18 protein-coding genes, 3 tRNA genes and 3 rRNA genes are annotated in these 25611 nt (G+C 41.7%); 3 read left to right on the forward strand and 21 right to left on the reverse strand.

Annotated elements, in window-relative coordinates; genetic code table 11:
- The first annotated feature begins 193 nt into the window (after window positions 1-193).
- The gene (locus ACXAEO_RS18030) at window positions 194-535 is read left to right on the forward strand and encodes a hypothetical protein (protein WP_474883385.1); all 342 of its coding nucleotides are present in this window, start codon (window positions 194-196) and stop codon (window positions 533-535) included.
- Window positions 536-655: 120 nt separating this feature from the next.
- Entirely contained in the window at window positions 656-997 is a 342-nt protein-coding gene (locus tag ACXAEO_RS18035) for a zinc ribbon domain-containing protein YjdM (RefSeq protein WP_474883386.1), read from the forward strand.
- 196 nt (window positions 998-1193) lie between these two features.
- On the opposite strand, the gene ACXAEO_RS18040 is transcribed toward ACXAEO_RS18035, so the two are convergent.
- The 13 genes from ACXAEO_RS18040 to ACXAEO_RS18100 form a co-directional block, all read right to left on the reverse strand.
- Window positions 1194-1267, reverse strand: a tRNA-Ile gene (locus ACXAEO_RS18040).
- A gap of 5 nt (window positions 1268-1272) precedes the next feature.
- Window positions 1273-1346: transfer RNA gene (locus ACXAEO_RS18045), tRNA-Gly, on the reverse strand.
- A 7-nt stretch (window positions 1347-1353) separates the two neighbouring features.
- Window positions 1354-1428 (reverse strand) — tRNA-Glu (locus ACXAEO_RS18050).
- A gap of 10 nt (window positions 1429-1438) precedes the next feature.
- Window positions 1439-1554, reverse strand: a 5S ribosomal RNA gene (rrf, locus tag ACXAEO_RS18055).
- Window positions 1555-1737: 183 nt separating this feature from the next.
- A 23S ribosomal RNA gene (locus ACXAEO_RS18060) occupies window positions 1738-4669 on the reverse strand.
- A gap of 330 nt (window positions 4670-4999) precedes the next feature.
- A 16S ribosomal RNA gene (locus tag ACXAEO_RS18065) occupies window positions 5000-6549 on the reverse strand.
- The 16S, 23S and 5S rRNA genes sit together here with 3 tRNA genes alongside, the layout of an rRNA operon.
- Before the next feature lie 574 nt (window positions 6550-7123).
- Complete coding sequence (locus ACXAEO_RS18070; RefSeq protein ID WP_474883387.1) at window positions 7124-8047, reverse strand: NAD(P)/FAD-dependent oxidoreductase; 924 nt, start codon at window positions 8045-8047, stop codon at window positions 7124-7126.
- A complete protein-coding gene (locus ACXAEO_RS18075) occupies window positions 8025-8660 on the reverse strand; it encodes a class I SAM-dependent methyltransferase (protein WP_474883388.1) in 636 nt (211 codons plus the stop codon). Before ACXAEO_RS18075 ends, ACXAEO_RS18070 begins: the two co-directional genes overlap by 23 nt.
- Window positions 8653-9216, reverse strand: coding sequence for a TetR/AcrR family transcriptional regulator (locus ACXAEO_RS18080; RefSeq protein ID WP_474883389.1), 564 nt, complete (start codon window positions 9214-9216; stop codon window positions 8653-8655). Before ACXAEO_RS18080 ends, ACXAEO_RS18075 begins: the two co-directional genes overlap by 8 nt.
- Window positions 9217-9555: 339 nt before the next feature.
- On the reverse strand, window positions 9556-10296 hold the full coding sequence (fabG, locus tag ACXAEO_RS18085) for a 3-oxoacyl-ACP reductase FabG (RefSeq protein ID WP_474883390.1): 741 nt from the start codon (window positions 10294-10296) through the stop codon (window positions 9556-9558).
- The gene (gene phaZ / locus ACXAEO_RS18090) at window positions 10293-11204 is read right to left on the reverse strand and encodes an intracellular short-chain-length polyhydroxyalkanoate depolymerase (RefSeq protein ID WP_474883391.1); all 912 of its coding nucleotides are present in this window, start codon (window positions 11202-11204) and stop codon (window positions 10293-10295) included. The genes fabG and phaZ overlap by 4 nt, the downstream gene beginning before the upstream one ends.
- A gap of 352 nt (window positions 11205-11556) precedes the next feature.
- On the reverse strand, window positions 11557-14781 hold the full coding sequence (locus tag ACXAEO_RS18095) for a winged helix-turn-helix domain-containing protein (protein ID WP_474883392.1): 3225 nt from the start codon (window positions 14779-14781) through the stop codon (window positions 11557-11559).
- Between the two features lie 182 nt (window positions 14782-14963).
- A complete protein-coding gene (locus ACXAEO_RS18100) occupies window positions 14964-15572 on the reverse strand; it encodes a TVP38/TMEM64 family protein (protein WP_474883393.1) in 609 nt (202 codons plus the stop codon).
- Window positions 15573-15917: 345 nt separating this feature from the next.
- On the opposite strand from ACXAEO_RS18100, the gene ACXAEO_RS18105 reads away from it, so the two are divergent.
- The gene (locus tag ACXAEO_RS18105; protein ID WP_474883394.1) at window positions 15918-16154 is read left to right on the forward strand and encodes an IDEAL domain-containing protein; all 237 of its coding nucleotides are present in this window, start codon (window positions 15918-15920) and stop codon (window positions 16152-16154) included.
- Between the two features lie 144 nt (window positions 16155-16298).
- Here ACXAEO_RS18105 and aceA read toward each other — a convergent pair whose 3' ends face one another.
- The 8 genes from aceA to ACXAEO_RS18145 form a co-directional block, all read right to left on the reverse strand.
- Complete coding sequence (gene aceA, locus ACXAEO_RS18110) at window positions 16299-17579, reverse strand: isocitrate lyase (RefSeq protein WP_474883395.1); 1281 nt, start codon at window positions 17577-17579, stop codon at window positions 16299-16301.
- A gap of 79 nt (window positions 17580-17658) precedes the next feature.
- A complete protein-coding gene (locus ACXAEO_RS18115) occupies window positions 17659-17853 on the reverse strand; it encodes a hypothetical protein (protein WP_474883396.1) in 195 nt (64 codons plus the stop codon).
- A gap of 333 nt (window positions 17854-18186) precedes the next feature.
- Window positions 18187-19440 (reverse strand): M48 family metallopeptidase, encoded by a 1254-nt coding sequence (locus ACXAEO_RS18120; RefSeq protein ID WP_474883397.1) that lies wholly within the window; start codon window positions 19438-19440, stop codon window positions 18187-18189.
- A 155-nt stretch (window positions 19441-19595) separates the two neighbouring features.
- The gene (locus ACXAEO_RS18125; protein ID WP_474883398.1) at window positions 19596-20390 is read right to left on the reverse strand and encodes an ABC transporter ATP-binding protein; all 795 of its coding nucleotides are present in this window, start codon (window positions 20388-20390) and stop codon (window positions 19596-19598) included.
- Window positions 20365-21375, reverse strand: coding sequence for an ABC transporter permease (locus tag ACXAEO_RS18130; protein ID WP_474883399.1), 1011 nt, complete (start codon window positions 21373-21375; stop codon window positions 20365-20367). Before ACXAEO_RS18130 ends, ACXAEO_RS18125 begins: the two co-directional genes overlap by 26 nt.
- A gap of 87 nt (window positions 21376-21462) precedes the next feature.
- Window positions 21463-22461 carry an ABC transporter substrate-binding protein gene (locus ACXAEO_RS18135; RefSeq protein WP_474883400.1) on the reverse strand — a complete coding sequence of 333 codons (999 nt, stop codon included), beginning with the start codon at window positions 22459-22461 and terminating at the stop codon, window positions 21463-21465.
- Window positions 22462-22735: 274 nt separating this feature from the next.
- On the reverse strand, window positions 22736-24289 hold the full coding sequence (locus tag ACXAEO_RS18140; protein ID WP_474883401.1) for a fatty acid--CoA ligase family protein: 1554 nt from the start codon (window positions 24287-24289) through the stop codon (window positions 22736-22738).
- A 328-nt stretch (window positions 24290-24617) separates the two neighbouring features.
- On the reverse strand, window positions 24618-25607 hold the full coding sequence (locus ACXAEO_RS18145; protein ID WP_474884276.1) for a lipoate--protein ligase: 990 nt from the start codon (window positions 25605-25607) through the stop codon (window positions 24618-24620).
- Window positions 25608-25611 lie beyond the last annotated feature (4 nt).

The following is a 25611-nucleotide window of genomic DNA, read 5'->3' on the forward strand; positions in this document are numbered from 1 at the left end:
ACTCTTTTTTTCTATTAACTATCTCTTTCATTTAAGAGCTGTGCTCATTCATGCTATTTATTTTACTAAAAGTATGCGACAAACTCCATGAATGAAAAAAACACTAAATGAATCCCTATAAACATTTTAGCACATACGTTCCCCTTGTATCAAAAAACACTTATCCTCTTTACAAATCGGCTTATTAAAGCATTTGGCCCCCCAAAAAAAGACGCTGTCATTTGCGTTAGGACTGGCTGTTTCTTCTCTTTTGCCACTTAGCTTTTCCTCTGCTCACAGTTTAATTGCCCTAGTATCCATCTTTTTTGTCGGAGCGATTTCTTTACTGCTCCCAAGTATTATCACATTAATAGGAAATTTAGCTGTCATGGAAAGAGGCACTGCCATTTCGTTATATTCTTTCATCTTATTAACAGGCGCGGGCATCGGACCACTCCTTGTCCATTCTCTCTCCCTCACACATACCATGCTCCTTCAGATTGGTTGCTTTTCGACTGGTTTTTGTTTAGTTGCTACGATTAAAAGTGGACATTGACATGACATTCTTCATCCATCACAATGAAGAATGGATTTGAAAAGTGAGAGAAGGCTGTTAATCTAGCTAGTCTATAGCAGGGAAGATACTCCCCAAAGAATAAATGGAGGAAACATACTAATGTCCAATTTACCAGATTGCCCAAAATGCCAATCCCCTTACATTTATGAGGATGGAGCCCTTCTTATTTGTCCGGAATGCGCCTATGAATGGAGCTCAGAAGCGAGAAATGATAATAGCGAGGAAACAAGTATAATTAAAGACGCCAACGGAAATGTACTAAATGACGGTGATTCTGTCACAGTCATAAAAAACCTGAAAGTCAAAGGAACGTCTTCGGTCATCAAAATGGGGACGAAAGTAAAAAATATCCGCTTAGTTGACGGTGATCATGATATTGATTGTAAAATTGATGGTTTTGGTGCGATGAAGTTAAAATCAGAATTTGTTAAGAAGATATAACATTGCCTCTTAAGAATGGACCGTTTATTAAAACCTTTAATATTTGTAGGTTTTCGTAACGGCCCATTTTGTGAAGGGGTGTGAAAAGAGATGGTTTTCTTCTTTTAGACAGCCTCAAAAAATTTCAAACATTTTCCTAACCTATAGAAAAAAACACATTGAACGAATCAATGTGTTTTTTCTTAGTTTCACTGTATGGGCCTAAATGGACTCGAACCATCGACCTCACGCTTATCAGGCGTGCGCTCTAACCAGCTGAGCTATAGGCCCGTTTTTGGAGCGGGTGATGAGAATCGAACTCACGACATCAGCTTGGAAGGCTGAGGTTTTACCATTAAACTACACCCGCAGATAAATGGTGACCCGTACGGGATTCGAACCCGTGTTACCGCCGTGAAAGGGCGGTGTCTTAACCGCTTGACCAACGGGCCAATGTTTACAGCCTGGCGATGTCCTACTCTCACAGGGGGAGACCCCCAACTACCATCGGCGCTGAAGAGCTTAACTTCCGTGTTCGGCATGGGAACGGGTGTGACCTCTTCGCCATCATCACCAGACAATATGAAGGTTATTTCTTCAAAACTAGATAACTGCAGCTGAGTACTTGCTTTACTTGATTGTCTAGCTACGGCTCCTAATCTTTCGGCCGTTTCACTTCTGCCTATGAAACCAAAGAACGGTTTCCCAGCCAGAAGCTCCAACATCCTATCGATTTAAACGGGCTTTCTCCGCTTTTCGTTTAGGTTAAGTCCTCGATCGATTAGTATCAGTCAGCTCCACACGTCGCCGTGCTTCCACCTCTGACCTATCAACCTGATCATCTTTCAGGGATCTTACTAGCTTGACGCTATGGGAAATCTCATCTTGAGGGGGGCTTCATGCTTAGATGCTTTCAGCACTTATCCCGTCCGCACATAGCTACCCAGCGATGCCTTTGGCAAGACAACTGGTACACCAGCGGTGCGTCCATCCCGGTCCTCTCGTACTAAGGACAGCTCCTCTCAAATTTCCTGCGCCCGCGACGGATAGGGACCGAACTGTCTCACGACGTTCTGAACCCAGCTCGCGTACCGCTTTAATGGGCGAACAGCCCAACCCTTGGGACCGACTACAGCCCCAGGATGCGATGAGCCGACATCGAGGTGCCAAACCTCCCCGTCGATGTGGACTCTTGGGGGAGATAAGCCTGTTATCCCCGGGGTAGCTTTTATCCGTTGAGCGATGGCCCTTCCATGCGGAACCACCGGATCACTAAGCCCGACTTTCGTCCCTGCTCGACTTGTAGGTCTCGCAGTCAAGCTCCCTTGTGCCTTTACACTCTACGAATGATTTCCAACCATTCTGAGGGAACCTTTGGGCGCCTCCGTTACATTTTAGGAGGCGACCGCCCCAGTCAAACTGCCCACCTGACACTGTCTCCCACCCCGATGAGGGGTGCGGGTTAGAATTTCAATACAGCCAGGGTAGTATCCCACCGATGCCTCCACCGAAGCTGGCGCTCCGGCTTCCAAGGCTCCTACCTATCCTGTACAAGCTGTACCAAAATGCAATATCAGGCTACAGTAAAGCTCCACGGGGTCTTTCCGTCCTGTCGCGGGTAACCTGCATCTTCACAGGTACTATAATTTCACCGAGTCTCTCGTTGAGACAGTGCCCAGATCGTTACACCTTTCGTGCGGGTCGGAACTTACCCGACAAGGAATTTCGCTACCTTAGGACCGTTATAGTTACGGCCGCCGTTTACTGGGGCTTCGGTTCAAAGCTTCGCTTGCGCTAACCTCTCCCCTTAACCTTCCAGCACCGGGCAGGTGTCAGCCCCTATACTTCGCCTTACGGCTTCGCAGAGACCTGTGTTTTTGCTAAACAGTCGCCTGGGCCTATTCACTGCGGCTCTCTCGGGCTTGCACCCTATCAGAGCACCCCTTCTCCCGAAGTTACGGGGTCATTTTGCCGAGTTCCTTAACGAGAGTTCTCTCGAACACCTTAGGATTCTCTCCTCGCCTACCTGTGTCGGTTTGCGGTACGGGTACCTCCCACCTCGCTAGAGGCTTTTCTTGGCAGCGTGAAATCAGGAACTTCGGTACTTTATTTCCCTCGCCATCACAGCTCAACCTTACGAGAAGCGGATTTGCCTACTTCTCAGCCTTACTGCTTGGACGCGCATATCCAACAGCGCGCTTACCCTATCCTTCTGCGTCCCCCCATTGCTCAAACGGTGGGGAGGTAGTACAGGAATATCAACCTGTTATCCATCGCCTACGCCTTTCGGCCTCGGCTTAGGTCCCGACTAACCCTGAGCGGACGAGCCTTCCTCAGGAAACCTTAGGCATACGGTGGATGGGATTCTCACCCATCTTTCGCTACTCATACCGGCATTCTCACTTCTAAGCGCTCCACCAGTCCTTCCGGTCTGACTTCACCGCCCTTAGAACGCTCTCCTACCACGGACATCGTAGATGTCCATCCACAGCTTCGGTGATACGTTTAGCCCCGGTACATTTTCGGCGCAGAGTCACTCGACCAGTGAGCTATTACGCACTCTTTAAATGGTGGCTGCTTCTAAGCCAACATCCTGGTTGTCTAAGCAACTCCACATCCTTTTCCACTTAACGTATACTTTGGGACCTTAGCTGGTGGTCTGGGCTGTTTCCCTCTTGACTACGGATCTTATCACTCGCAGTCTGACTCCCAAGAATAAGTCTTCGGCATTCGGAGTTTGACTGAATTCGGTAACCCGTTGGGGGCCCCTAGTCCAATCAGTGCTCTACCTCCGAGACTCTTATCTTGAGGCTAGCCCTAAAGCTATTTCGGAGAGAACCAGCTATCTCCAGGTTCGATTGGAATTTCTCCGCTACCCACACCTCATCCCCGCACTTTTCAACGTGCGTGGGTTCGGGCCTCCATTCAGTGTTACCTGAACTTCACCCTGGACATGGGTAGATCACCTGGTTTCGGGTCTACGACCACATACTCATCCGCCCTATTCAGACTCGCTTTCGCTGCGGCTCCGTCTCTTCAACTTAACCTTGCATGGGATCGTAACTCGCCGGTTCATTCTACAAAAGGCACGCCATCACCCGTTAACGGGCTCTGACTACTTGTAGGCACACGGTTTCAGGATCTCTTTCACTCCCCTTCCGGGGTGCTTTTCACCTTTCCCTCACGGTACTGGTTCACTATCGGTCACTAGGGAGTATTTAGCCTTGGGAGATGGTCCTCCCAGCTTCCGACGGGATTTCTCGTGTCCCGCCGTACTCAGGATCCACTCAAGAGGGAACGAAGTTTCAACTACAGGGTTGTTACCTTCTTCGACGGGCCTTTCCAGGCCTCTTCATCTACTTCGTTCCTTTGTAACTCCGTATAGAGTGTCCTACAACCCCAAGAGGCAAGCCTCTTGGTTTGGGCTAATTCCGTTTCGCTCGCCGCTACTCAGGAAATCGCAATTGCTTTCTCTTCCTCCGGGTACTTAGATGTTTCAGTTCCCCGGGTCTGCCTTCCATACCCTATGTATTCAGGTAAAGATACTGTTCCATTACGAACAGTGGGTTTCCCCATTCGGAAATCTCCGGATCAAAGCTCACTTACAGCTCCCCGAAGCATATCGGTGTTAGTCCCGTCCTTCATCGGCTCCTAGTGCCAAGGCATCCACCGTGCGCCCTTTCTAACTTAACCTTGTTACGGCAAAAGATTAGCGTCGAATTTCTTCGTTGATTTCGATTCTCCGCTGCTCACGTATAGAAATACGCTGTGCTGCTCGAATCTTCATCGCCTCGAACTTCTCGCTTCTCTTTTCCCTTTTGTTTTTAAACAAAGGATTTTTGTTTAGAAAAGTTTTCACTTTCCTCAGCTATTACTGTTATCTAGTTTTCAAAGAACAACTATGCACCACTCGGTGCATTTGATATTGAAGGATGAGCCTTCAAAACTGAACAAAACGTTTTCGTCAACGATTCTTACTGTCTAGCTACGGCATACGCCTTCGCTTTTCTTAGTAATCCTTAGAAAGGAGGTGATCCAGCCGCACCTTCCGATACGGCTACCTTGTTACGACTTCACCCCAATCATCTACCCCACCTTAGGCGGCTGGCTCCTTACGGTTACCTCACCGACTTCGGGTGTTGCAAACTCTCGTGGTGTGACGGGCGGTGTGTACAAGGCCCGGGAACGTATTCACCGCGGCATGCTGATCCGCGATTACTAGCGATTCCGGCTTCATGCAGGCGAGTTGCAGCCTGCAATCCGAACTGAGAACGGTTTTATGAGATTAGCTCCACCTCGCGGTCTCGCGACTCTTTGTACCGTCCATTGTAGCACGTGTGTAGCCCAGGTCATAAGGGGCATGATGATTTGACGTCATCCCCACCTTCCTCCGGTTTGTCACCGGCAGTCACCTTAGAGTGCCCAACTGAATGCTGGCAACTAAGATCAAGGGTTGCGCTCGTTGCGGGACTTAACCCAACATCTCACGACACGAGCTGACGACAACCATGCACCACCTGTCACTCTGTCCCCCGAAGGGGAACGCTCTATCTCTAGAGTTGTCAGAGGATGTCAAGACCTGGTAAGGTTCTTCGCGTTGCTTCGAATTAAACCACATGCTCCACCGCTTGTGCGGGCCCCCGTCAATTCCTTTGAGTTTCAGCCTTGCGGCCGTACTCCCCAGGCGGAGTGCTTAATGCGTTAGCTGCAGCACTAAGGGGCGGAAACCCCCTAACACTTAGCACTCATCGTTTACGGCGTGGACTACCAGGGTATCTAATCCTGTTTGCTCCCCACGCTTTCGCGCCTCAGCGTCAGTTACAGACCAGAAAGCCGCCTTCGCCACTGGTGTTCCTCCACATCTCTACGCATTTCACCGCTACACGTGGAATTCCGCTTTCCTCTTCTGCACTCAAGTTCCCCAGTTTCCAATGACCCTCCACGGTTGAGCCGTGGGCTTTCACATCAGACTTAAGGAACCGCCTGCGCGCGCTTTACGCCCAATAATTCCGGACAACGCTTGCCACCTACGTATTACCGCGGCTGCTGGCACGTAGTTAGCCGTGGCTTTCTGGTTAGGTACCGTCAAGGTACCAGCAGTTACTCTGGTACTTGTTCTTCCCTAACAACAGAGCTTTACGACCCGAAGGCCTTCATCGCTCACGCGGCGTTGCTCCGTCAGACTTTCGTCCATTGCGGAAGATTCCCTACTGCTGCCTCCCGTAGGAGTCTGGGCCGTGTCTCAGTCCCAGTGTGGCCGATCACCCTCTCAGGTCGGCTACGCATCGTCGCCTTGGTGAGCCGTTACCTCACCAACTAGCTAATGCGCCGCGGGCCCATCTGTAAGTGATAGCCGAAACCATCTTTCAACCAAGGACCATGTGGTCCTCGGTGTTATCCGGTATTAGCTCCGGTTTCCCGAAGTTATCCCAGTCTTACAGGCAGGTTGCCCACGTGTTACTCACCCGTCCGCCGCTGACTTTAGGGAGCAAGCTCCCATCTGTCCGCTCGACTTGCATGTATTAGGCACGCCGCCAGCGTTCGTCCTGAGCCAGGATCAAACTCTCCGAAGAAATGTTTGAACTAGCACATGGATGTGCTGACATCGACGTTGTCACAGGACGTGACGTTCTTAGTCGATGTTCCTTGCTTTAAAATAAAAATTAAACGTTGACGTTTTGTTGTTTTGTTCAGTTTTCAAAGTTCATTTCGTCTTTAAAAGCGACTTTTAAATAATATCACTTTTGCAATACGAAGTCAATTATTTTTCTCAGATAATCGCATCAATCAGAAGCGACTCTTAGAATATTAATATACTTTATAATCAAAGTCAACTATTTTTCTATAAAAAATTCTTAATTCGTATATGAATATTGTTTTCCTATTTTCCTAATAGATGTTCCCTTTAATATTTTGACATATCTTGATTCAATCGAGAAGCATCATAACTGTTCATCCAAGCAATTTGATTTCCCCGCTCAAAGGTTCACATAAGCAGATAAACCAATAACCATTTGTAAACTTCTTTTATTCCTGATGTAATCCACTCTCAGAAAGTTCACACTCAATGAAGAAGAAGGACATTAACTTCATCTTGAACATACTGTTGTAATGCCCTTCTATATAAAAGCTTTCTAAAGTTGTACGCTATTTCCTTTCCGCCCACGATTCCATAATCATTTCCGAATTGATAGTTGCTCCAAGCTCATATCCTTCACTCGCAGCTTTAATTAATCCTGAAAAAACATTTTTAGCATCTCCAATGATGTACAAACCTTTAATAGTTGTTTCACCAATTTCGCTTGTCTTATATCCGCCCATCTCGTTAAACTCGACTCCTAGTTTTGAGGGCAGGGAATTAGCCTGTATTTCGCCAGTATCCATTAAAAAGCCGCCCGTTCGTTCAAACGTTTCACCTGTTTCTACCACAATCTTCTGTAGCTGTCCGTCTAAAGAGTGAATCTCGATAATCGGTGTTTCAATAAGCTGCACATGATGCTCACGCAGTTCTTGCTTCTCCCTATCAGTAAGATTCGCCTCTCCATTCGTAAATACCATTAGATTGTTACTCCAGTGATAAATCATTTTTACATAGTGCATAAGCCATTCTTCGTTTCCAAATACCGCTAACGGCTCATCTTTTCTTTCCCAACCATCACAATAAGGACAAGGAAAAACAGATGTACCGTATACTTCTTTTAATCCTTTAATGGAAGGGAGATTGTCACGCATACCTGTTGCAAAAATGATTTTTTGACTAGCATATACATCCCCCTCTACCGTCATTACCTCAAAGATTTCGTCGATTTTTTCCACATCTTCTACTCGATCTTTTTTATAGTGAATGTTCGGATATTTCTTTAACTGTTCTAAAGATATTTTTTTAAAATCTAAAGGTGTGATGCCATCTCGACTTAAAAAACCATGTGATGCACGTGTCACTCGGTTACGCGGTTCATCCGCATCAATGATCAACACATTTCGTTTGGAGCGTCCTAATACAAGTGCGGCACTAAGCCCAGCTGCCCCTCCACCGATCACAATTACATCAAATCGTTTCTGATGATTCATCTTCATCCCTTCCTTTCTGTACAATGACTTTCGTTGTTGTTCCTTCGTAAGAACCTTGAGTATGGCCAATTTGGATGACTCTTGACACATCTTCGTACTCAAGGAGATTCCACTCTTCCCACACTTTTAATTCTTCTGCTAATTGCAATGAAGGAGGGAATTCTTCTTGAGTAGCGCCAACCGGCAATGTTTCCTCATTTTTCAACAATCCAAAGTAAATCATAATTCCATTCTTCGAGAGTAATTTTAAAGCCTTATTAAACAGTACCTTTCTCTCTTGTTTTGGAAGATGGACATAAGCTATTAACACAAGGTCGTACTTTCGGTCAGTTTCATAGTTTAAAATATCTCCTGCCTCAGCATGGATTGAATAGCCTCTTCTCTTTGATTCTGAAGAAATAAATGTTATAGCAGACGGTGCCAAATCAACACTAGTCACATCCCAACCTTCACCAGCTAGCCAAAAACTATTCCCTCCTTCACCAGCCCCTAGATCAATTGCTTTTCCAGGATCTAGCTTCAACCTCCTTATCGCCTCAACTAAAACCTCATCCGGTTCGGTCCACGGACGCTCATTGTGCTTATAGTAATTTTCCCATGATTGCTCATTCATCAAAATGTTCCTCCTTTACATTTAATACACCATTCTTAAACGTATTCCATGCTAACTCCGGAATGTCTCGAGGCGCGACTGAACCGTTATGCATAGCTTCCCAGGCTGTAAACAGAACCCCGTCATACATATGAAAAATCCAAGCATCTGGAACACTTGGCTGTATATATCCTTCTTTCCTTAACTGTCGAATTAACGTGTACAATTCCTTGTTCAATCTAGAAAATTTACATGTTTCAGGGTTATGTTGCTCATGCTCCCTATGCTCCTTCATCAAAAGATGAAAACCGCTTCCTCCAGCGTTTACCTTGATAATTTCTCTTATTTGCTGCAAGGAATCTCTATAAGCTTCTGCCGCTTGTTGAAATATCAATAACGTGCGGGCAATTAAATGTTCATGAATCTTTTCAAATAATGTTTCTCTGTTCCGAAAATGACGGTGAATCGTCATTCTGCTTACCCCTGCTTTTTCAGCAATTGTTTCTAGCGACGCAAATTCATCAGACGAAAGGACTTCAATGGCTACTTCAATGATTTTTTCTCTTGTTTTACTCATAACTCCACCTCATTGTTACACTTATGTAACATACTATACATAAGTGTAACTAATTTGTCAAACAAGTTTACACTTTTCTTCTACTTAACATAAAAAGCTGTCCACATAACAAAAACTCCTACTTGTTCTCAATAAACCCATCTTATTTATGTACTATGTGCCATTTAATAAACAAAAACGAAGAGGGTGTCTAAAAAGAGGAAAACACCCTCTTTTTAGACACCCTCAAACTGAACTGTTAATACAGAAATTTCGACTTATCAGGAAACAATATAAAGAACCGCCCAATTGACGAACCTTAGGACGATTTCCTTGTTTGACAAGCAGCAGATGACATTATTACATCATGATTCCACCATCTACATGCAATACCGTACCATTCACATAGTCCGATTCATCAGAAGCTAAATACAAGTAAGCATAACCAATTTCTGAAGGCTGACCTAACCGTTGCATCGGAATCATTCCTTTTATTTGGTCAATTACTTTCTCCGGCACTTGCGCTACCATATTGGTTTCAATAAATCCTGGCGCCACCGCATTCACATTAATCCCTTTTCTCGCCAATTCTTTCGCCCACGTTTTCGTCATCCCTACAACAGCAGCCTTCGCAGCGGCATAATTTGTTTGACCAAGATTTCCGTAGACACCAGAAACAGAGGACGTGCTAATAATTTTCCCTTTACCTTGGGCAATCATATGTGGAACAACCGCTTGCGTACAATGGAACACTCCAGTCAAATTCACATCAATAACTTTTTGGAAGTCTTCAACAGACATTTTTGTTAAAAATCCATCTTTTGTAATACCGGCATTATTAATTAAAATATCAATTTTCCCGAAACGCTCCATAACTCCGTCTACCATGGCATCTACACTTTGACGATCCGCTACGTTGACTTGAAAAAATGCCACTTCTCCTCCTGCTTCTCTTAACTCTTCAGCTCTCCTTTCTCCTATTTCTTCATTAAAATCGACAATCGCTACTTTTGCCCCTTCTTTTATAAAGATACGAGCCGCTTCCAGCCCTAATCCATTCGCAGCACCAGTGATAATCGCAACTTTATTTTCAAGTCTCATTTTATCTCCTCCTGATGTTTTAAAAATGTTGAAATACAATCATTCAATAACGGTAAATTATCGATGAGAGGAGAGTGACCACAATTTTTAAGTTCTTGATATTCCGCAATCTCCCCTATATCTTCCAAAATTTCTTTTGTCATTTTGTCTGTGACGACTAAATCTAAATTTCCGCGCAGCACCAATACCGGAACATTAATGCTAGATACTTCCCCTGTTCCAGCTGCCACTTCGTTGTCTACACTACTTATATTAAAAACATTTAATACATGGTACACATCCGCAAGATTCCGCTGTGTCAACATGTCCTCCAAGTACTCATCATATAGATTTGGAGCAGGTTGATTTTGACGGTAAATAAGCATATTCCACATTTGCTTTAAAAAAGCTTTATTCTTTCGATCATAGGCGCTTTGTACGGGAAGCGTTTTTCCTGCATCTCGTGCTACTTCTTCTTTCGTTTTCAAGCGCTTGGTCACATCTGGCTGCCCTAACGCATTCGTCCCATAAAATGGATACCCTCTCGTAGAAGCAGAAGCAAGAAGCACTAGCTTGTTACAATATCCAGGATAATCCGCTGTAAATTGCATACAAACAGCGCCACCCATGGACCAGCCTATTAAACTGAAATTCTGTAATTCCAATTCATCTACAAAAAGCTTAAGATCTTCGGAAAAATCCCGAATGCTGCTAACTGGGTTATGATATGTAGAGGCACCGAAGCCTCTCAAATCTACCGCATACAGCTTGAAGGATTCGTCCATGCTTTCAAGTAACAAATCCCAATGCTTAGATGATGTCATATTTCCATGAACAAGAATAACGACATTTTTACCGCCGGCTCTTTCACGATAACCCATCATCTCGCCATTTTTTAGCTGAACCGTTTTTAATATAGTCATGCTCATCCTCCCTTGCAATGTAGGACTTGTAAAAATGAACTCTTCTTCATTTTTAGTTCGTTCATTGTCAAATCATGCGTATGTTTAACCTTATTCGATTTGTCCGGATTTTATGGCATTTTTGTCCAATCAAAACAATTGGGAGAAGTATGATCTTTGAGATAGAAGTAAAACAGACAATGTCCACAACTCTTTATTCATACCCATCGTTCATTAAAAACGTCTGTTATTTGCACCATTGTGAACATTGCCTTATATAGTCTAATTACACTTATTCTACAAAAAAGCGGTTACAGAGAAGTTACAGAGCTCCTAATCTAATTTGAACTTATATATGTTGAATTTTTTTTATATCCTTCTATTCTATAATCATTTCATATACTTGCTCCGTTTCAGCTGTCGGGATGATTCCAAGTTCTTTTTCCAACTGTTGGCGGCACTTATCGTAAACTTTCAATGCTTGAGGTCGGTTATTTTTCTTCATATAACAAATCATTAATAAACGATAAGCTTCTTCCCAAAGACTATCCTTCTCTAAAATTTTCTCACACCACGTGATGGCCTGATTATATTGATGCCTTTTCATTAGCAAAGAGGCCAGCTTCTCTGCCCCGCGTAAAAAATACAACTGCAGTTTCTCTTTTTCTTGCATACACCAATCTTCATATCTCCTATTTGGCAAATAATCTCCCTTGTAAAGCATGAGACCTTCTTGTAAACACTGTATAGCTTGTTGTTCATTTCCTTCTTCAAGACCTATTTGAATTCTGTTTTCAAAATGAATGACATCCACTTCATAATCAGAGTCTTCATTTAATCCATACGAACTTTCTACCCTGCGGATATAAAAAGTATTCGCTCTCGCTTTCCGATTTGGCTCCAGTACATTATTCAGAGCATTTAATGCCACTTTAAAATCTCGTAAAGCCGCTTCCTCGTCCACATTCTCCCACAACACAGAGATGATTTCCTGTTTTTGTAGCAATGTATGACGGTTTGTAATAAAGAGCTCGAGCAATTCCTTCGCTTTCGTTCTTTGCCAGTCTTTTTCATGGATTTCTCTTCCTCCTAGCCACACACGGAAAGCACCTAGAGTTTGAAGACGTAGAGTGTAGCCAGGATGTGCTGTGACATCGCCAATTCCCATTTTTTCGAGAAGTCTCACCATCTGCCTTTCGTGTACTCCACGTTTTTGTCCTTCAAGAATCACCGGGATGAATCGTTTTAAGTCTCTTGGAACAAACATTGACGGTTTAAAAAGGAGATATTCATAGTTTCCTTGTTCGACACGTTCCCAAAAAGCTGACAACAGTTGCTCAAACTTAGACCACTGCTCATTTTCATAGGCTGCAAGAGTTTGCCACATATAAACAAGCGTTTGCCCGTAACTATCTCCGCAATGATGGAACAACGCCTGTGCTCTTGCTAAAAACTGATCACCAGCTTCCCATTTTTTATTATGAACAGCTATTGCCCCCATCGAAAGTTCAATAAAGGCTGACAACCATGAATCTTTCACTAATTCCGTTTCCATCAACGCCTTTTCTCCTTGATGGATGGACATTTCATAAGACCCTCTAAAACCATGCAACAGACAAAGCCCCATAAAAGCTTCCGCCTTCCCCCTTGAGACAGACAAACCATCCATCATCTCCAGTGCCGTTTCATAGCACTTTTGAGAAAGTTCTAAATTATATCGTTCCAATAACTGGACAGCATGCCCCATTCTTGTCCAGGCACAAGCCTCTAAAAACGGGGCATTGACTTTGACCCCTTGCTCAATTCCACGATTCGCCAGCTGCTTCGCTTCCTCCGGATTCCCTGCCCATGATTGGATAAGAGACAAAAGAAGCGTATTTTCTCGATGAGATTGCTGCAGGCGCATAAAGATATCCACTGTATCTTTATGATTTTCTAATAGTTTCTTACGCGCTTCTGCCAAGTTCCCTGTCCGCAACTGCAGTCTAATTTCTAAAGCAACATCATGGACATCTCCCTTCAATGCTTTCCCTTTTTCATACCACTGCTTTGCTCGAACAGCACTTCCGCCATTTAATAAATTTTCTGCCATTAAGTAATAGAGCTTCGCTTTTTCTTCGTTGGAAGCATCTTTACATCTCTCCAAACAAATGACGGCATGTTCTAAAAAATGTTCCGCTTTTCCTGGCTGAATCGTATCTAAATAAATTTTAGCCTGCCCTTCTGCAGCCTTCCCTTCTCCTTTTATGTCGTTTTCTTTTCGTGCCATCACTGCCGCTGTTTCGTAACACTGCTCCGACGTTTGATACAAACAGTGATAACGGTGAACTTCTCCTTGCACATACCAGGCCATATAGTATTTATTTTTTATAGTAGACGGAATTTCTTCTAAAACTGCCTTTATTTGATGCAAATATCCTTTTTCAAGCATTTCTTCACCTGTCATTCCAATAATTTCAGCCATCTTTTCATGGCATTCAATTGCTTTATAATGCTGAAGTGCTTGTAAATACCGTCTTTCCTTTAAAAGATGAGAAGCAGCCCGCTTATGAAGGTTCTCATACAGCGATAGATTCTTTTTTAATTGCATCTCTAAAAATTCCTTAAATAAGGCATGATAACGGAACTGGCCCCCATCATCCATGATGAGAAACAGATTACTCATTTGAAGGTTTTCGAGTATCGAACTAGCATTAGAAATATTTAAGACGTTCATACACAAATTGGGATCAAACTGTTCAAAGATAGATGTTTGTAATAAAAATTGTTGAAGATCTGGAGGTTGATTCATGAAGACTTCCATAGCTAAAAAGGAGAAAAGCTCATCTAAAGAACTTTGTTTATTTCGCAGAACCGACGGTGCATTCTCTGATTCCTTTATTTGCTGAATCATCATATGTACCGCAATAACCCACCCCTCCGTTACATGTGAGAGTATCTCAACATCTTCGGCACTAAGGGCGCATTGATAATAATCGTTTATCAATACATCCATTTCTTCTTTAGACAAAGCTAAATCATCTTGTGTAATTTCAAAAATGGATTTTTTCATTTTTAATGATGTCATAAAAGGCCAATGAATCTTGACTCTGCTGGACAGAACCAAATGCAAGTTAGAAGGTTGATGCTCTATTAGCCACTGAAGGAAGCGCTGAATATCTTGTGAAAAGAGGACATGGTGAACATCATCCAATACCAACACCATCGTTTCCCCATATGATGTTACCTCATTGACAAATAGCGCACATAAAAAATAAATATCCTCTTCATATAAATGGCGTTCCAATTCATGAATATGCTCAAGCAGCTGTTCACCAAATGAAGGATATACTTTTCTAAGACTATACGTCATATATTGTAAAAAAGGGATTAAATCATAATCACTTTTATCCAATGCGTACCAACCATACACTTCGTTCATCGATTGTATGAACGAGACTATAGCGGTGCTTTTTCCGTATCCTGGGCCTGAATGAATAATAGTTACAGGATAATCCAAAATCCGATGCATCTTCTTCATTAATTGAGGGCGTTGAAGGATTGGCCCCTTCAATGCAGGGAGGCATATTTTCGTTTCCATTACATACGCTTTCGGAGGCATCATACCAGCACCTCTCATCTTAATTATTTTCCCACCTTATTTTACCATATATATGTGATTTACACATAGCTAAACCATGCAGAGTCTACAAAAACTTCCGCGCTTACTATAAAGAAAAGCCAAACAATCCCGGATTGTTTGGCTTTTCTTTATGATAGACAAATGATTGGATCCCCTATTGGCAACTATTCGTACTGTCTTTTTCCGACCTTTTTACTCAAGCGTAACTCCAATCGTTTTCCGACAAACCACATCACCAAAATAATAACGGCTACAATAACAGTTCGAATCGGCTGGCCAAAAAAGGCTCTCAAATCTGCTCCGATGAAACTCATAATAAAAATCATCACCATCTTGCCGCCCAATACAGCTAAACCGAACTGTACCATGCTGACGCGCGAAAGACCTGCCACAACATTAATAGCTGCAGATGGAGTAAAAGGGAAGCATAACATTAAAAATAAAGGTCCAAAACCATGGCTCTCAAGCCACCCCATAATCTTGCGAATTTGATGATGTTTTCTTAAAAAGGAGAAAAAGCGCTCTTGTCCATATTTTCTGACAAGAAAAAAGACAAGAAAAGCTCCGGTGCATGCACCAATCCACGAAAGCAAAAAACCGTTCCATAACCCAAAGGATGCCGCATTAGCCATGACAAATGCAAAAAGAGGCAAAATAGGCAAGAATGCCTCCAACATCGGCAAAAGCAGACCTGGAACAGGACCAAGTTCCCGATAATTTTCAAATAGTTTTAAAATGTGTTCTAATGTAAAAAATTGTTGAATGGATTCCATGTTTTCTCCTTCTATAAATCCTTGACTGCCTCACAATGAAACGTTTCCTTAAGCAACCTTCATCTTACTTTCTATTTTACAACCATTTACCCGTTTTAAAAAAGATAATCATAATATTTTTTTCACGTGATGTTCCTCTCAGCAAAACATTACGGCTGGCAGAAACAGCAAATATCAGGAACAGCCAAAAATTAGATCACTTTGATAGAAAAGAAATTTGCGTGCAATTTTCTATAACTATGTATGAAAATCTCACAAAATAAATTTTCTAAAAATTTAGAAAACTAGTTGTTTTTTTGTATTTTAGTCTATATAATAAAAAAAAGGCTTCAGGGGTGATTTCTCATGAAAAATGAAAAATCTTATACGGAAATGATGAAGTCGTTAGCTCATTCAAAAAAGGATGCAAACACAAAAAAAGTTGTTGAGATTTACATTGATATGATTATTGATGAAGCAATTTTTCTTTACAAAAAAGACACATTGCAAAAACAAATCGATCTCGCATTGGATAAAAAAGACAAACAACGATTTATGTCTCTTTCATCCACTTACAGACTGTTAATGAACCAAGCCACGTAGATGGAAGACCGTGTCACCCTCCTTATAACAAGGAATGTGCCGCGGTCTCTTTTGTTTATTTAATAGTTCGGTGTCTTCGAACGCGCTTCTTTTCTCTATACATAAAAAAAGCTCCTTCCCGCAGCGGGCAAAGGAGCTTCTTCTTTAGGCCTTTGTGAATTGTTCCTCTTCTGTCGAACCTTTTAATGCAGTCGTTGAAGATGTTCCTCCTGTAACAATTTGGGCTACTTGATCGAAATAACCAGTTCCGACTTCACGTTGATGTCTCGTTGCCGTGTAGCCATATGCTTCACTTCCAAACTCTCTTTCCTGCAATTCGGAATAAGCACCCATCCCTCTCGTTTTGTAGCCTCTCGCCAACTCAAACATGCTATGATTTAATGCATGGAATCCTGCCAACGTAACGAATTGGAATTTATAACCCATTTTCGCGATTTGCTGCTGGAATGTTTCAATTGTCTTATCATCTAGTTTCTTTTTCCAATTGAACGATGGGGAGCAATTGTAAGCGAGCAGTTTGCCAGGGAACTTCTCGTGAATGGCATCAGCAAATTTCTGTGCCTGTTCCAAGTTTGGCTCTGACGTTTCGCACCAGATTAAGTCTGCATATGGTGCGTAAGCAAGACCTCGAGCGATCGCTTGGTCAATTCCCGCTTTTGTGCGATAAAACCCTTCTGCTGTTCGTTCACCTGTAATAAACTCTCGGTCTACCGGATCGATATCACTTGTAATTAAGTCGGCAGCGTCTGCGTCTGTACGAGCAATTAACACAGTTGGCACTCCCATTACATCGGCAGCAAGACGGGCAGAAATTAAATTACGGACAGCTGTTTGTGTTGGAAGCAACACTTTTCCTCCTAAATGTCCGCACTTTTTCTCTGACGATAATTGGTCTTCAAAGTGAACGGCAGATGCGCCTGATTCAATCATGCCTTTCATAAGTTCAAATACATTCAGTTGCCCCCCAAATCCTGCTTCAGCATCTGCAATGATTGGAAGAAAATAATCAATTTCTCCTTCTCCCTCTAAATGCTGAATTTGATCTGCCCGTTGCAAGGCTTGATTGATACGTTTTACGACATGTGGCACACTATTTGCTGGATATAAACTTTGATCTGGATACATATTTCCAGAAAGATTTGCATCTGCCGCTACTTGCCAACCGCTTAAGTACACTGCTTTTAAGCCCGCTTTCGCCTGTTGAACTGCTTGATTGCCTGTTAAAGCCCCTAAAGCATGAACATATGATTCTGTTTGAAGCAAATTCCAAAATTTCTCTGACCCTTTACGTGCTAATGTATGTTCAATATCAATGGACCCTCTTAAGCGAATAACATCTTCTCCCGAATACGGACGTGTAATGCCGCCCCAACGTTTCTCATTTTTCCAGCTCTCTTCTAATTTTTGAATACGCTCGTTTGCCATATGATCATCTCCCTAATTAATTTCATCTTTCTGCCCTTTATAGGCTTCTGTTTCTATCAGTTTTGCATCCATTTCTCCATTAACGAGATGGATACACACGTAAATGAATGGAACTCTTTTTAGGAAATTTCTCGAATGAATGAAGTGTATCGTGGTGAACAACACGTAAGTAAAGCGACTGCTCATACTGGCTCGCATATTGCATCCAGATTCTGGGGTGATGTGCAATGAAATTCATCATTAACGGCGGATTAGTTCGGTGAAAAGTAATCATTCCCCTCCCCTTTTGTTATAATACAGTTTTTAATAACTGTTGTTATTATATAACAGAAAATTCTAAATAAAAAGCCTATTTTCAATTTTTTTGTGATTATTTTTCCAGCCGTTTCACAACCCTTATCATACGTACGCTTGACTTATCACTTTTATCACAACATTTTCCTGTTTCCTTTTAAATGAACCGTTAATAAAATCCGTGTCCAAAACATGTAAAAAACAACCAATTATGTTCAAATAATCATTATTATTTTTAAAGAAAAATAAACCATTATGAAACCTCCTGCTATCACCAGGCTTCACAACGGTCTATTTTCACGCGCTCTGTTTTTTATTTTTCATACTGCTCAAGAAAAGATATACGTTCTAAAATAGTAGGGTGTCCGTAACGGAAGAGCTTAACGAGAAATGGCGGATTCACCTGACTTAATCCAGCTTTCGTTAATTGCTGAAAGCTGGAAATGGCTGCTTCTTTTTCTGCTGTCATTTCAATGGCATACTGATCAGCTTTATGCTCTTGAAAACGCGAAACCGCATTCGTAAAGGGACTTGCACTAAAAGAAAGCATGGATAAAAGCAGCAAAAGCAAAGGAAGTGAGGACAAATCACCAATATACTTAATTTGAAAAAGTTTTTGTCTCTTAGTAAGAATGTTCGCTAGTAACCGATTCGTCATATACAATCCAAGCAATGACAATACTAAATAGCCAGCTACCCCGATATAGATATGCTTCATCACATAGTGTCCCATCTCATGGGCCATAATGAATAAAATCTCTTCTTCTTTCAGCTTCTTTAATGTCGTATCCCATAGAACAATTCGCGAATTCTCTCCAATTCCTGTTACATACGCATTTAAAGCATTCGTTTTTTCGGACATGTTCACTTCATATACATGTTCGGCTGGAATGTCCGCTTCGTTGGCAAGTTGTAAAATCTTTTCCTCTAACTCTTTGTTTTGTAAAGGAGAAAAATCATTATAAAGCGGATCGATGACTACTGGCTGAATAAACGTCAAAAAAATGGTAAACGGAACGGAAAGAACCCATGCATAAAGCCACCAACGCTTTTCAAACTTTCGGATAAGAACATACAACACATACACGATGACTGTCATCAATCCATAATTAATCCAAAAGCCCATGATGTTATCTTTCATCCACCCGTGGAATGATTGTGTCGTAATGTGATAACCTTTTGAAATCTCATAACTAATCCAATCTACAGGCAGTGATAATAAAAATGTCAAAATGGATAATAAAAAAACATAAACAGCTGTTTGTACGAAGAACTTTGGCCCTGTTGAAGCTGCCCATGTACTAAATTTTCGTGAAAAGCCAAAGCATAACACAAGTATCATGATAAACCACTCATATGGAATAGAGATGAAAAATAAAAGATTTTTGATTTTGGAAAATTCTTCGCTTAACATCACCTCACGCGGGGTCATAAATGTTGCTGGGTCCGCGCTTGTTCCCTTTAAGTTGGATGGGATGCCTGAATCATTCAAATAAAACAAATAAACGTAAACCACAGCGATATACACTAAAAAGGCAATGGCGCTCCAGCCTACAAATTTTCTCATAGTATCCCCTTTCTAAGCAGCCTGTCTATACTATATTGTAGGTTTAATCCCCATTTTTAGAACCTTCCCTTTTCTGATGAATGCTAAAAAAGCGGCCTGAAAAGAAGCATATTGCTCCTTTTCAGGCCGCCCATGTGTTATCATCGTCGATTTAATTAAACAAGCAGCGCCCGATCACTAGCCATTTGCGTTCCACGAATACGCTGAAACTCCTCTAGTAGCCCTTCGATAGTTAATGCTTGTTTTTGTTCATCACTAGCTTGGAAAATAATTTGCCCTTTATCCATCATAATGAGCTTGTTTCCTAAATATAACGCTTGCTGCATGTTATGCGTTACCATCAAAGTTGTAAGCTCAAGACGCTCCACAATTTCTTTTGTGAGCTCTGTAATAAGCTCTGCTCTGGAAGGATCAAGAGCGGCCGTATGTTCATCCAGCAGTAAAATACTTGGCTCTGTAAATGTGGCCATTAATAAGGAAAGGGCCTGACGTTCTCCACCTGAAAGCAAACCGACTTTTGCATCAAATCGATTTTCAAGCCCTAGTTGAAGTCGTTCCACTTGCTCTTTAAAGAAAATACGCCGTTTTTTCGTAACCCCTAGAGATAAGCTTCTCGGTTTTGTTCGTGCATAGGCAATGGCTAAATTTTCTTCAATGGTCAAATGGGGAGCAGTGCCAGCCATCGGATCTTGGAATACACGTCCAATGAGGCGCGCTCGTTTATGCTCTGACATTCCGGTCACATTTTGGCTACCAATGATTACCTCTCCGACATCTGGCTGCAAGCGTCCTGAAATAATATTCATTAACGTCGATTTCCCGGCTCCATTACTGCCGATAATCGTGACAAAATCGCCTTTCTTTAAAGACAGTGGAACGTTTTGGAGGGCAATTTTTTCATCTGCCGTCCCTTCATTGAACACTTTATAAATCTGATTTAGTTGCAACAACTCCCTCACCCCCTTGTGCCGCTTTCAGCTTTTCTGCTAATCTTGCTTTCTTTCTTTGTTTCTCCTTATAATTGCCCATCATTTTTGGCAGAAGCAAAGATAAAATAACGATCGCAGCAGTAATTAATTTCATATCCCCTGTCTCAAGGAACTTAACCCGAAGCGCCAGACTAACAATCAAGCGGTAAATAATCGAACCGCCAATTACTGCAAATGTAGCTACCGCCAGTTTTTTCGTCCCAAAAATAGCTTCTCCGATAATGACAGAGGCAAGACCAATGACAATCATTCCAATCCCCATGCCGATATCGCTAAAGCCGCTATATTGAGCAACAAGAGCACCGGAAAAAGCAACGAGGGCATTAGAAATTCCTAGACCGACAATAATATAACCATCTGTATTTCCGGCAAAGCTTCGAATCATGTCAAGATTATCACCTGTTGCCCGTAACGCAAGACCCATCTCTGTTTTCAAAAAACGATCGAGCAACAGCTTTAAGAGAGTAACAATGATGAGCATTAAAAATAAAATTGTCCATGTCCGCGGCACAAAAGCCCCAAGACCTGCTCCAGTCAGCAAATGGGTTAATCCGTTATCTGCCCCTTCCAGCATACGAGAAACAGATGTAAACATGGTTTCTTCCTGCAAAAGAGGAATGTTGGATTTGCCCATAATCCGCAAATTGATGGAATAAAGAGCAATCATCATTAAAATTCCGGATAATAATGCATTAATTTTTCCTTTCGTATGAAGCAATCCTGTAATGCTTCCGGCCACAAATCCGCCAATTAGTGCCAAAATAGACGCTGCGACGGGATTCACTCCATTCACGATGCAAACAGAAGCGATAGCAGCTCCTGTGACGAAGCTGCCATCTACCGTTAAATCAGGAATGTTTAAAATCCGAAATGAAATATAAACACCCAAAGCCATAATCGCATACATCAATCCGGCTTCCACCGAACCAAATACGGCTGTAAACATCTTTCTCCCCCGTTTCTACCTGGTGATTACGTCATCATCCGCTTCCGGGTATTCAATCACTGAAAAATGACGTCCCATTTTTGTTTGTTATTCCGTATACTCTGCTTCACTTTCCCATTCTGGCAATAATTCGACACCCATATCCTCCGCTGCTTTTTTGTTAATCATGAGCTTTAATTTGTCAGGATATTGAACAGGAATATCAGAAGGTTGTTTCTCACCTGATAAAATGCTTGCCGCCATTTCTCCAGTTTGATAGCCAATGTCATAATAATTAAAACCGTATGCCGCAAAGCCACCTCGTTTTACAGAATCCAACTCGCCAACATAAAGGGGAATATCTTCATCTGCTGCCACTTTTATGACCGCTTCTAGGGCAGAAACAACAGTGTTATCTGTAATAATATAAATAACATCGGCGCTGCCAATTAATGATTCAGCTGCCTGTTTCACTTCTGCTGATGTTGACACAGGTGCTTCCACCACTTTTAAGTCTGTGCCTTTCACAGCCTCTTTCACCATATCAATTTGCGCTACAGAATTTTGCTCACCGGAGTTGTAAATCATTCCAATATTTGTTCCTTCTTCGTACTTGTCAATAAATTGAACAGTATTAGGGATAGCTTCCGGATGTGTATCGGTCGTACCTGTAATATTAGCACCTGGCTCTTCAAATGATTTTACAAGACCTGCTCCAACTGGGTCTGTTACAGAAGTAAAGACAATGGGAATGTCTTTCGTTGCATTCAACGCACCTAAAGCACTTGGCGTTGAATTTGCGAAGATTAAGTCAACGCCGTCACCAGCAAAATTTTGAGCAATGGTCTGGTTGTTATTCATATCACCTTGAGCAATTTGTACATCATATTCAACGTCGATCCCTTTATCTTTTAATGCGGCTTGAAACCCTTTATACGCCTCATCCAGAGATGGATGCTCTACAATTTGAGTTACACCTACGACAAATGCTTCTTTTTTATCCTCTGTTTCTGTTCCCCCTGTTGTATCGGCACTTGAACTGCAGCCACCTGCAAATAACAACATGGCAAGCGCAGCTCCTGTAATACTTTTCTTTTTCTTTATCATCTCTTCTTCCCCCTACTCTCTTTTATGCTTCGTCCATCTATTCTTAGATGTTATTATGCAATAGATTATATCCTACATAAAAATAATTTCAATAATATTCAGAAGTTTTAGTAAAGAAATATCCTATGAAGCAGAGTTTTACAGCTTATTCACATAAGATAAAAAAGCTCGACGGGAAAGCATGCTTTCCCGTCAAAGTTAAATTTGTTAACGCTTACAAAAAAAGTGTTACCTTCACTATTGTCAACCCTTTTTTATTTTCTAAAAAAATGACTTATTGGTTTAAAAGATGTTGCTTTAATGCTCTACGCAATATTTTTCCTGTCGTATTTTTTGGAAGTTCCGGTAAAAATTCAATTTCAGCTGGAACCTTATACTTAGCCAAATATTGACGGCAATAAACAAGTAAATCTTCTTCTGTTACATCGTTGTCTTTAACTACTACAAAGCATTTTACCGCTTCTCCCACATTTACATCGGGAATTCCAATGACAGCTGCCTCGACAACAGAAGGATGGTTATACAATACTTCTTCTACTTCACGTGGGTAAACATTGTACCCTCCCACAATAATCATATCTTTCTTTCGGTCAACGATATAAAAGTATCCGTCTTCATCCATTTTCGCCAAATCACCTGTATACAGCCACCCGTCTTTAATCGTAAAGGCTGTTTCCTCGGGCATTTTATAATAACCCTTCATAACATTTGGGCCACGTACGATTAATTCTCCCACCTGCCCGACCGGTACTTCGTTTCCAAGCTCGTCCACTACTTTATTTTCGACGTTGTGAATGTTTGTCCCGATTGAGCCAGGCTTTCCTGGACGATTGAGCGGATTAAAGCACGTGACAGGCGAAGCCTCCGATAGCCCGTACCCTTCTGAAATAGAAACATTGAATTTCTTTTCGAATGCTGTTAATAGAGCAACAGGCATAGAAGCTCCGCCTGAAATACAAAGCCGTAACGTATTTACATCTGTTGGATTTACATCAGGATATTGGAGCAAGAAATTGTACATAGCAGGAACACCAGCAAATATGGTAGCTTTCTCCTGCCGAATCGCGTTGAAGGTAGAAGGAGGACTAAATCTAGACATAATCAGGACCGTCCCTCCATTCATGAGCGGAGCATTTAGAGCAACTGTTAAACAGAAGACGTGGAACATAGGTAAGACGGCCAATACTCGATCATCGCTACCAATACGAAGGAAGTCTGCTGTATCCTTTGCATTGCTGTACAAATTTCGATGTGTCAGCATAGCCCCTTTCGGCTTTCCAGTTGTGCCTGATGTATACAAAATCACGGCCGTATCTTCTAAATCAACAACAGCTGGCTGATACACTGCCTCTCCCATTGCAATAATTTCAGCAAAAGACCTCGTCTTTTTCGTAAGCGCTGGCCCAGAATCTTTCGCTGTTGTTTCTTTCCCCTGCGGTGTTTCACATATAACAATGTGTTCCACAGTCGGCAAAAGGACTTCCACACTTTGCAGCAAAGGAATTAAGACATCCGGCGCAATAATTGCCTTCACGTCACCATTATTGACAATGTAGGTCATTTCATCAGCCGTATAAATCGGATTGATAGGGATAACAGTTGCGCCTAAACGTAAACATCCATATAGTCCGATGATAAAATAAGGGGAATTTCCTAACAACATCGCCACATGATCCCCTTTTTTCACCCCGGCTTCCGCCAAGCCCCCTGCAAACCGAGAGACAGCCGCATCAAGTTCCCTATAAGTAACAGCTTTGCCTTCAAATACATACGCATGCTTGTCTGCATACTGATTGGCAGTAGCATGCAATTGTGATGATAAATTCACTTTCCCACTCCCTTTCCTCTATATAATGAATGAATAACCATTCATTATATGCTTTATTTTTAAAATATTCTAAATATATTATATTTAATTGGAAATATTCCTGCAACTATCGTTAGAAAATTTATCCGCTAACACCATCGTCCGCTCTGGTATGAAAAGCATGCTACACAGGTGCATTGGAGATAAGCATGTCTTAAACAAACGTTTGTTTAACATAACAAAGGACCCAACATGCAAATCCAATCAACTAAAGGATTTACTATTGAGCCCTTTCCGTTAAAAATCTTTCTATTCTGTGTAGCCCTTCACAATAGGTTAATAAATCAAGTTAATAAATCAAGTTAATAAACTCTTCTTTCGTAATGTTGCCAAAGTAGTGTTGAATTGGCACATCCATCAATACCTGTTCTAGCGATTCATAGTCATACCGAATATGCTTTAGCTTATTTTCAATTTCAGAGACATCTCCTGCTCCAAAGAAATCGCCGTAAATTTTACACTCTTCAATTTCTCCTTTATTCACCTTTAAGCGAACATCAATTTGACCGACTGGAAAACGATGTGAATGCTGCAAATTGAATTTCGGTGATTTTCCATAATTCCATTCCCAGCTTTGATAACGCTCCTTTGATAACTGATGAATGTGTTCCCAATCTTTTTCCGTCAATTCATATGTAGAGATGCCACCTTCTTCTTCAAAAATATGGGTAAGTAGCAATTGCTTAAACTGTTCCATCGTCATTTGTTGTTCCAAGAACTCGCTAATATTGGCCACCCGGCTGCGAATTGATTTAATTCCCTTTGATTCAATCTTATCTTTCTTTACATTCAAAGCCGAAACAACATGGTCAATTTCAGAATTGAATAAAAGGGTTCCATGACTGAACATTCTTCCCTTTGTTGAAAATTGCGCGTTGCCGGAAATTTTTCTTCCATCCGCTAAAATATCATTTCGGCCGCTCAGCTCTGCATTTACCCCAAGCTGCTTTAATGCTTTGACGACTGGAGCAGTGAATTTTTTGAAATTATGAAAGCTTTGACCATCATCTTTCGTAATAAAACTGAAATTCAAATTTCCTAAATCATGATAAACGGCTCCACCGCCGGAAAGACGGCGAACGACATGAAGCCCTTGTTCTTCTACATACCTTGTATTAATTTCTTCAATTGTATTTTGATTTTTTCCAATGATAATAGACGGCTCGTTAATATAAAAAAGCAAGTATGTTTCCTCAATATCTAAATGCTTAACTGCATATTCTTCAATGGCTAAATTAATTCTTGGATCTGTAATACCTTGATTATCGATAAACAGCATGTTC

The sequence above is a fragment of the Bacillus sp. ABA4_010 genome, assembly GCF_056159105.1.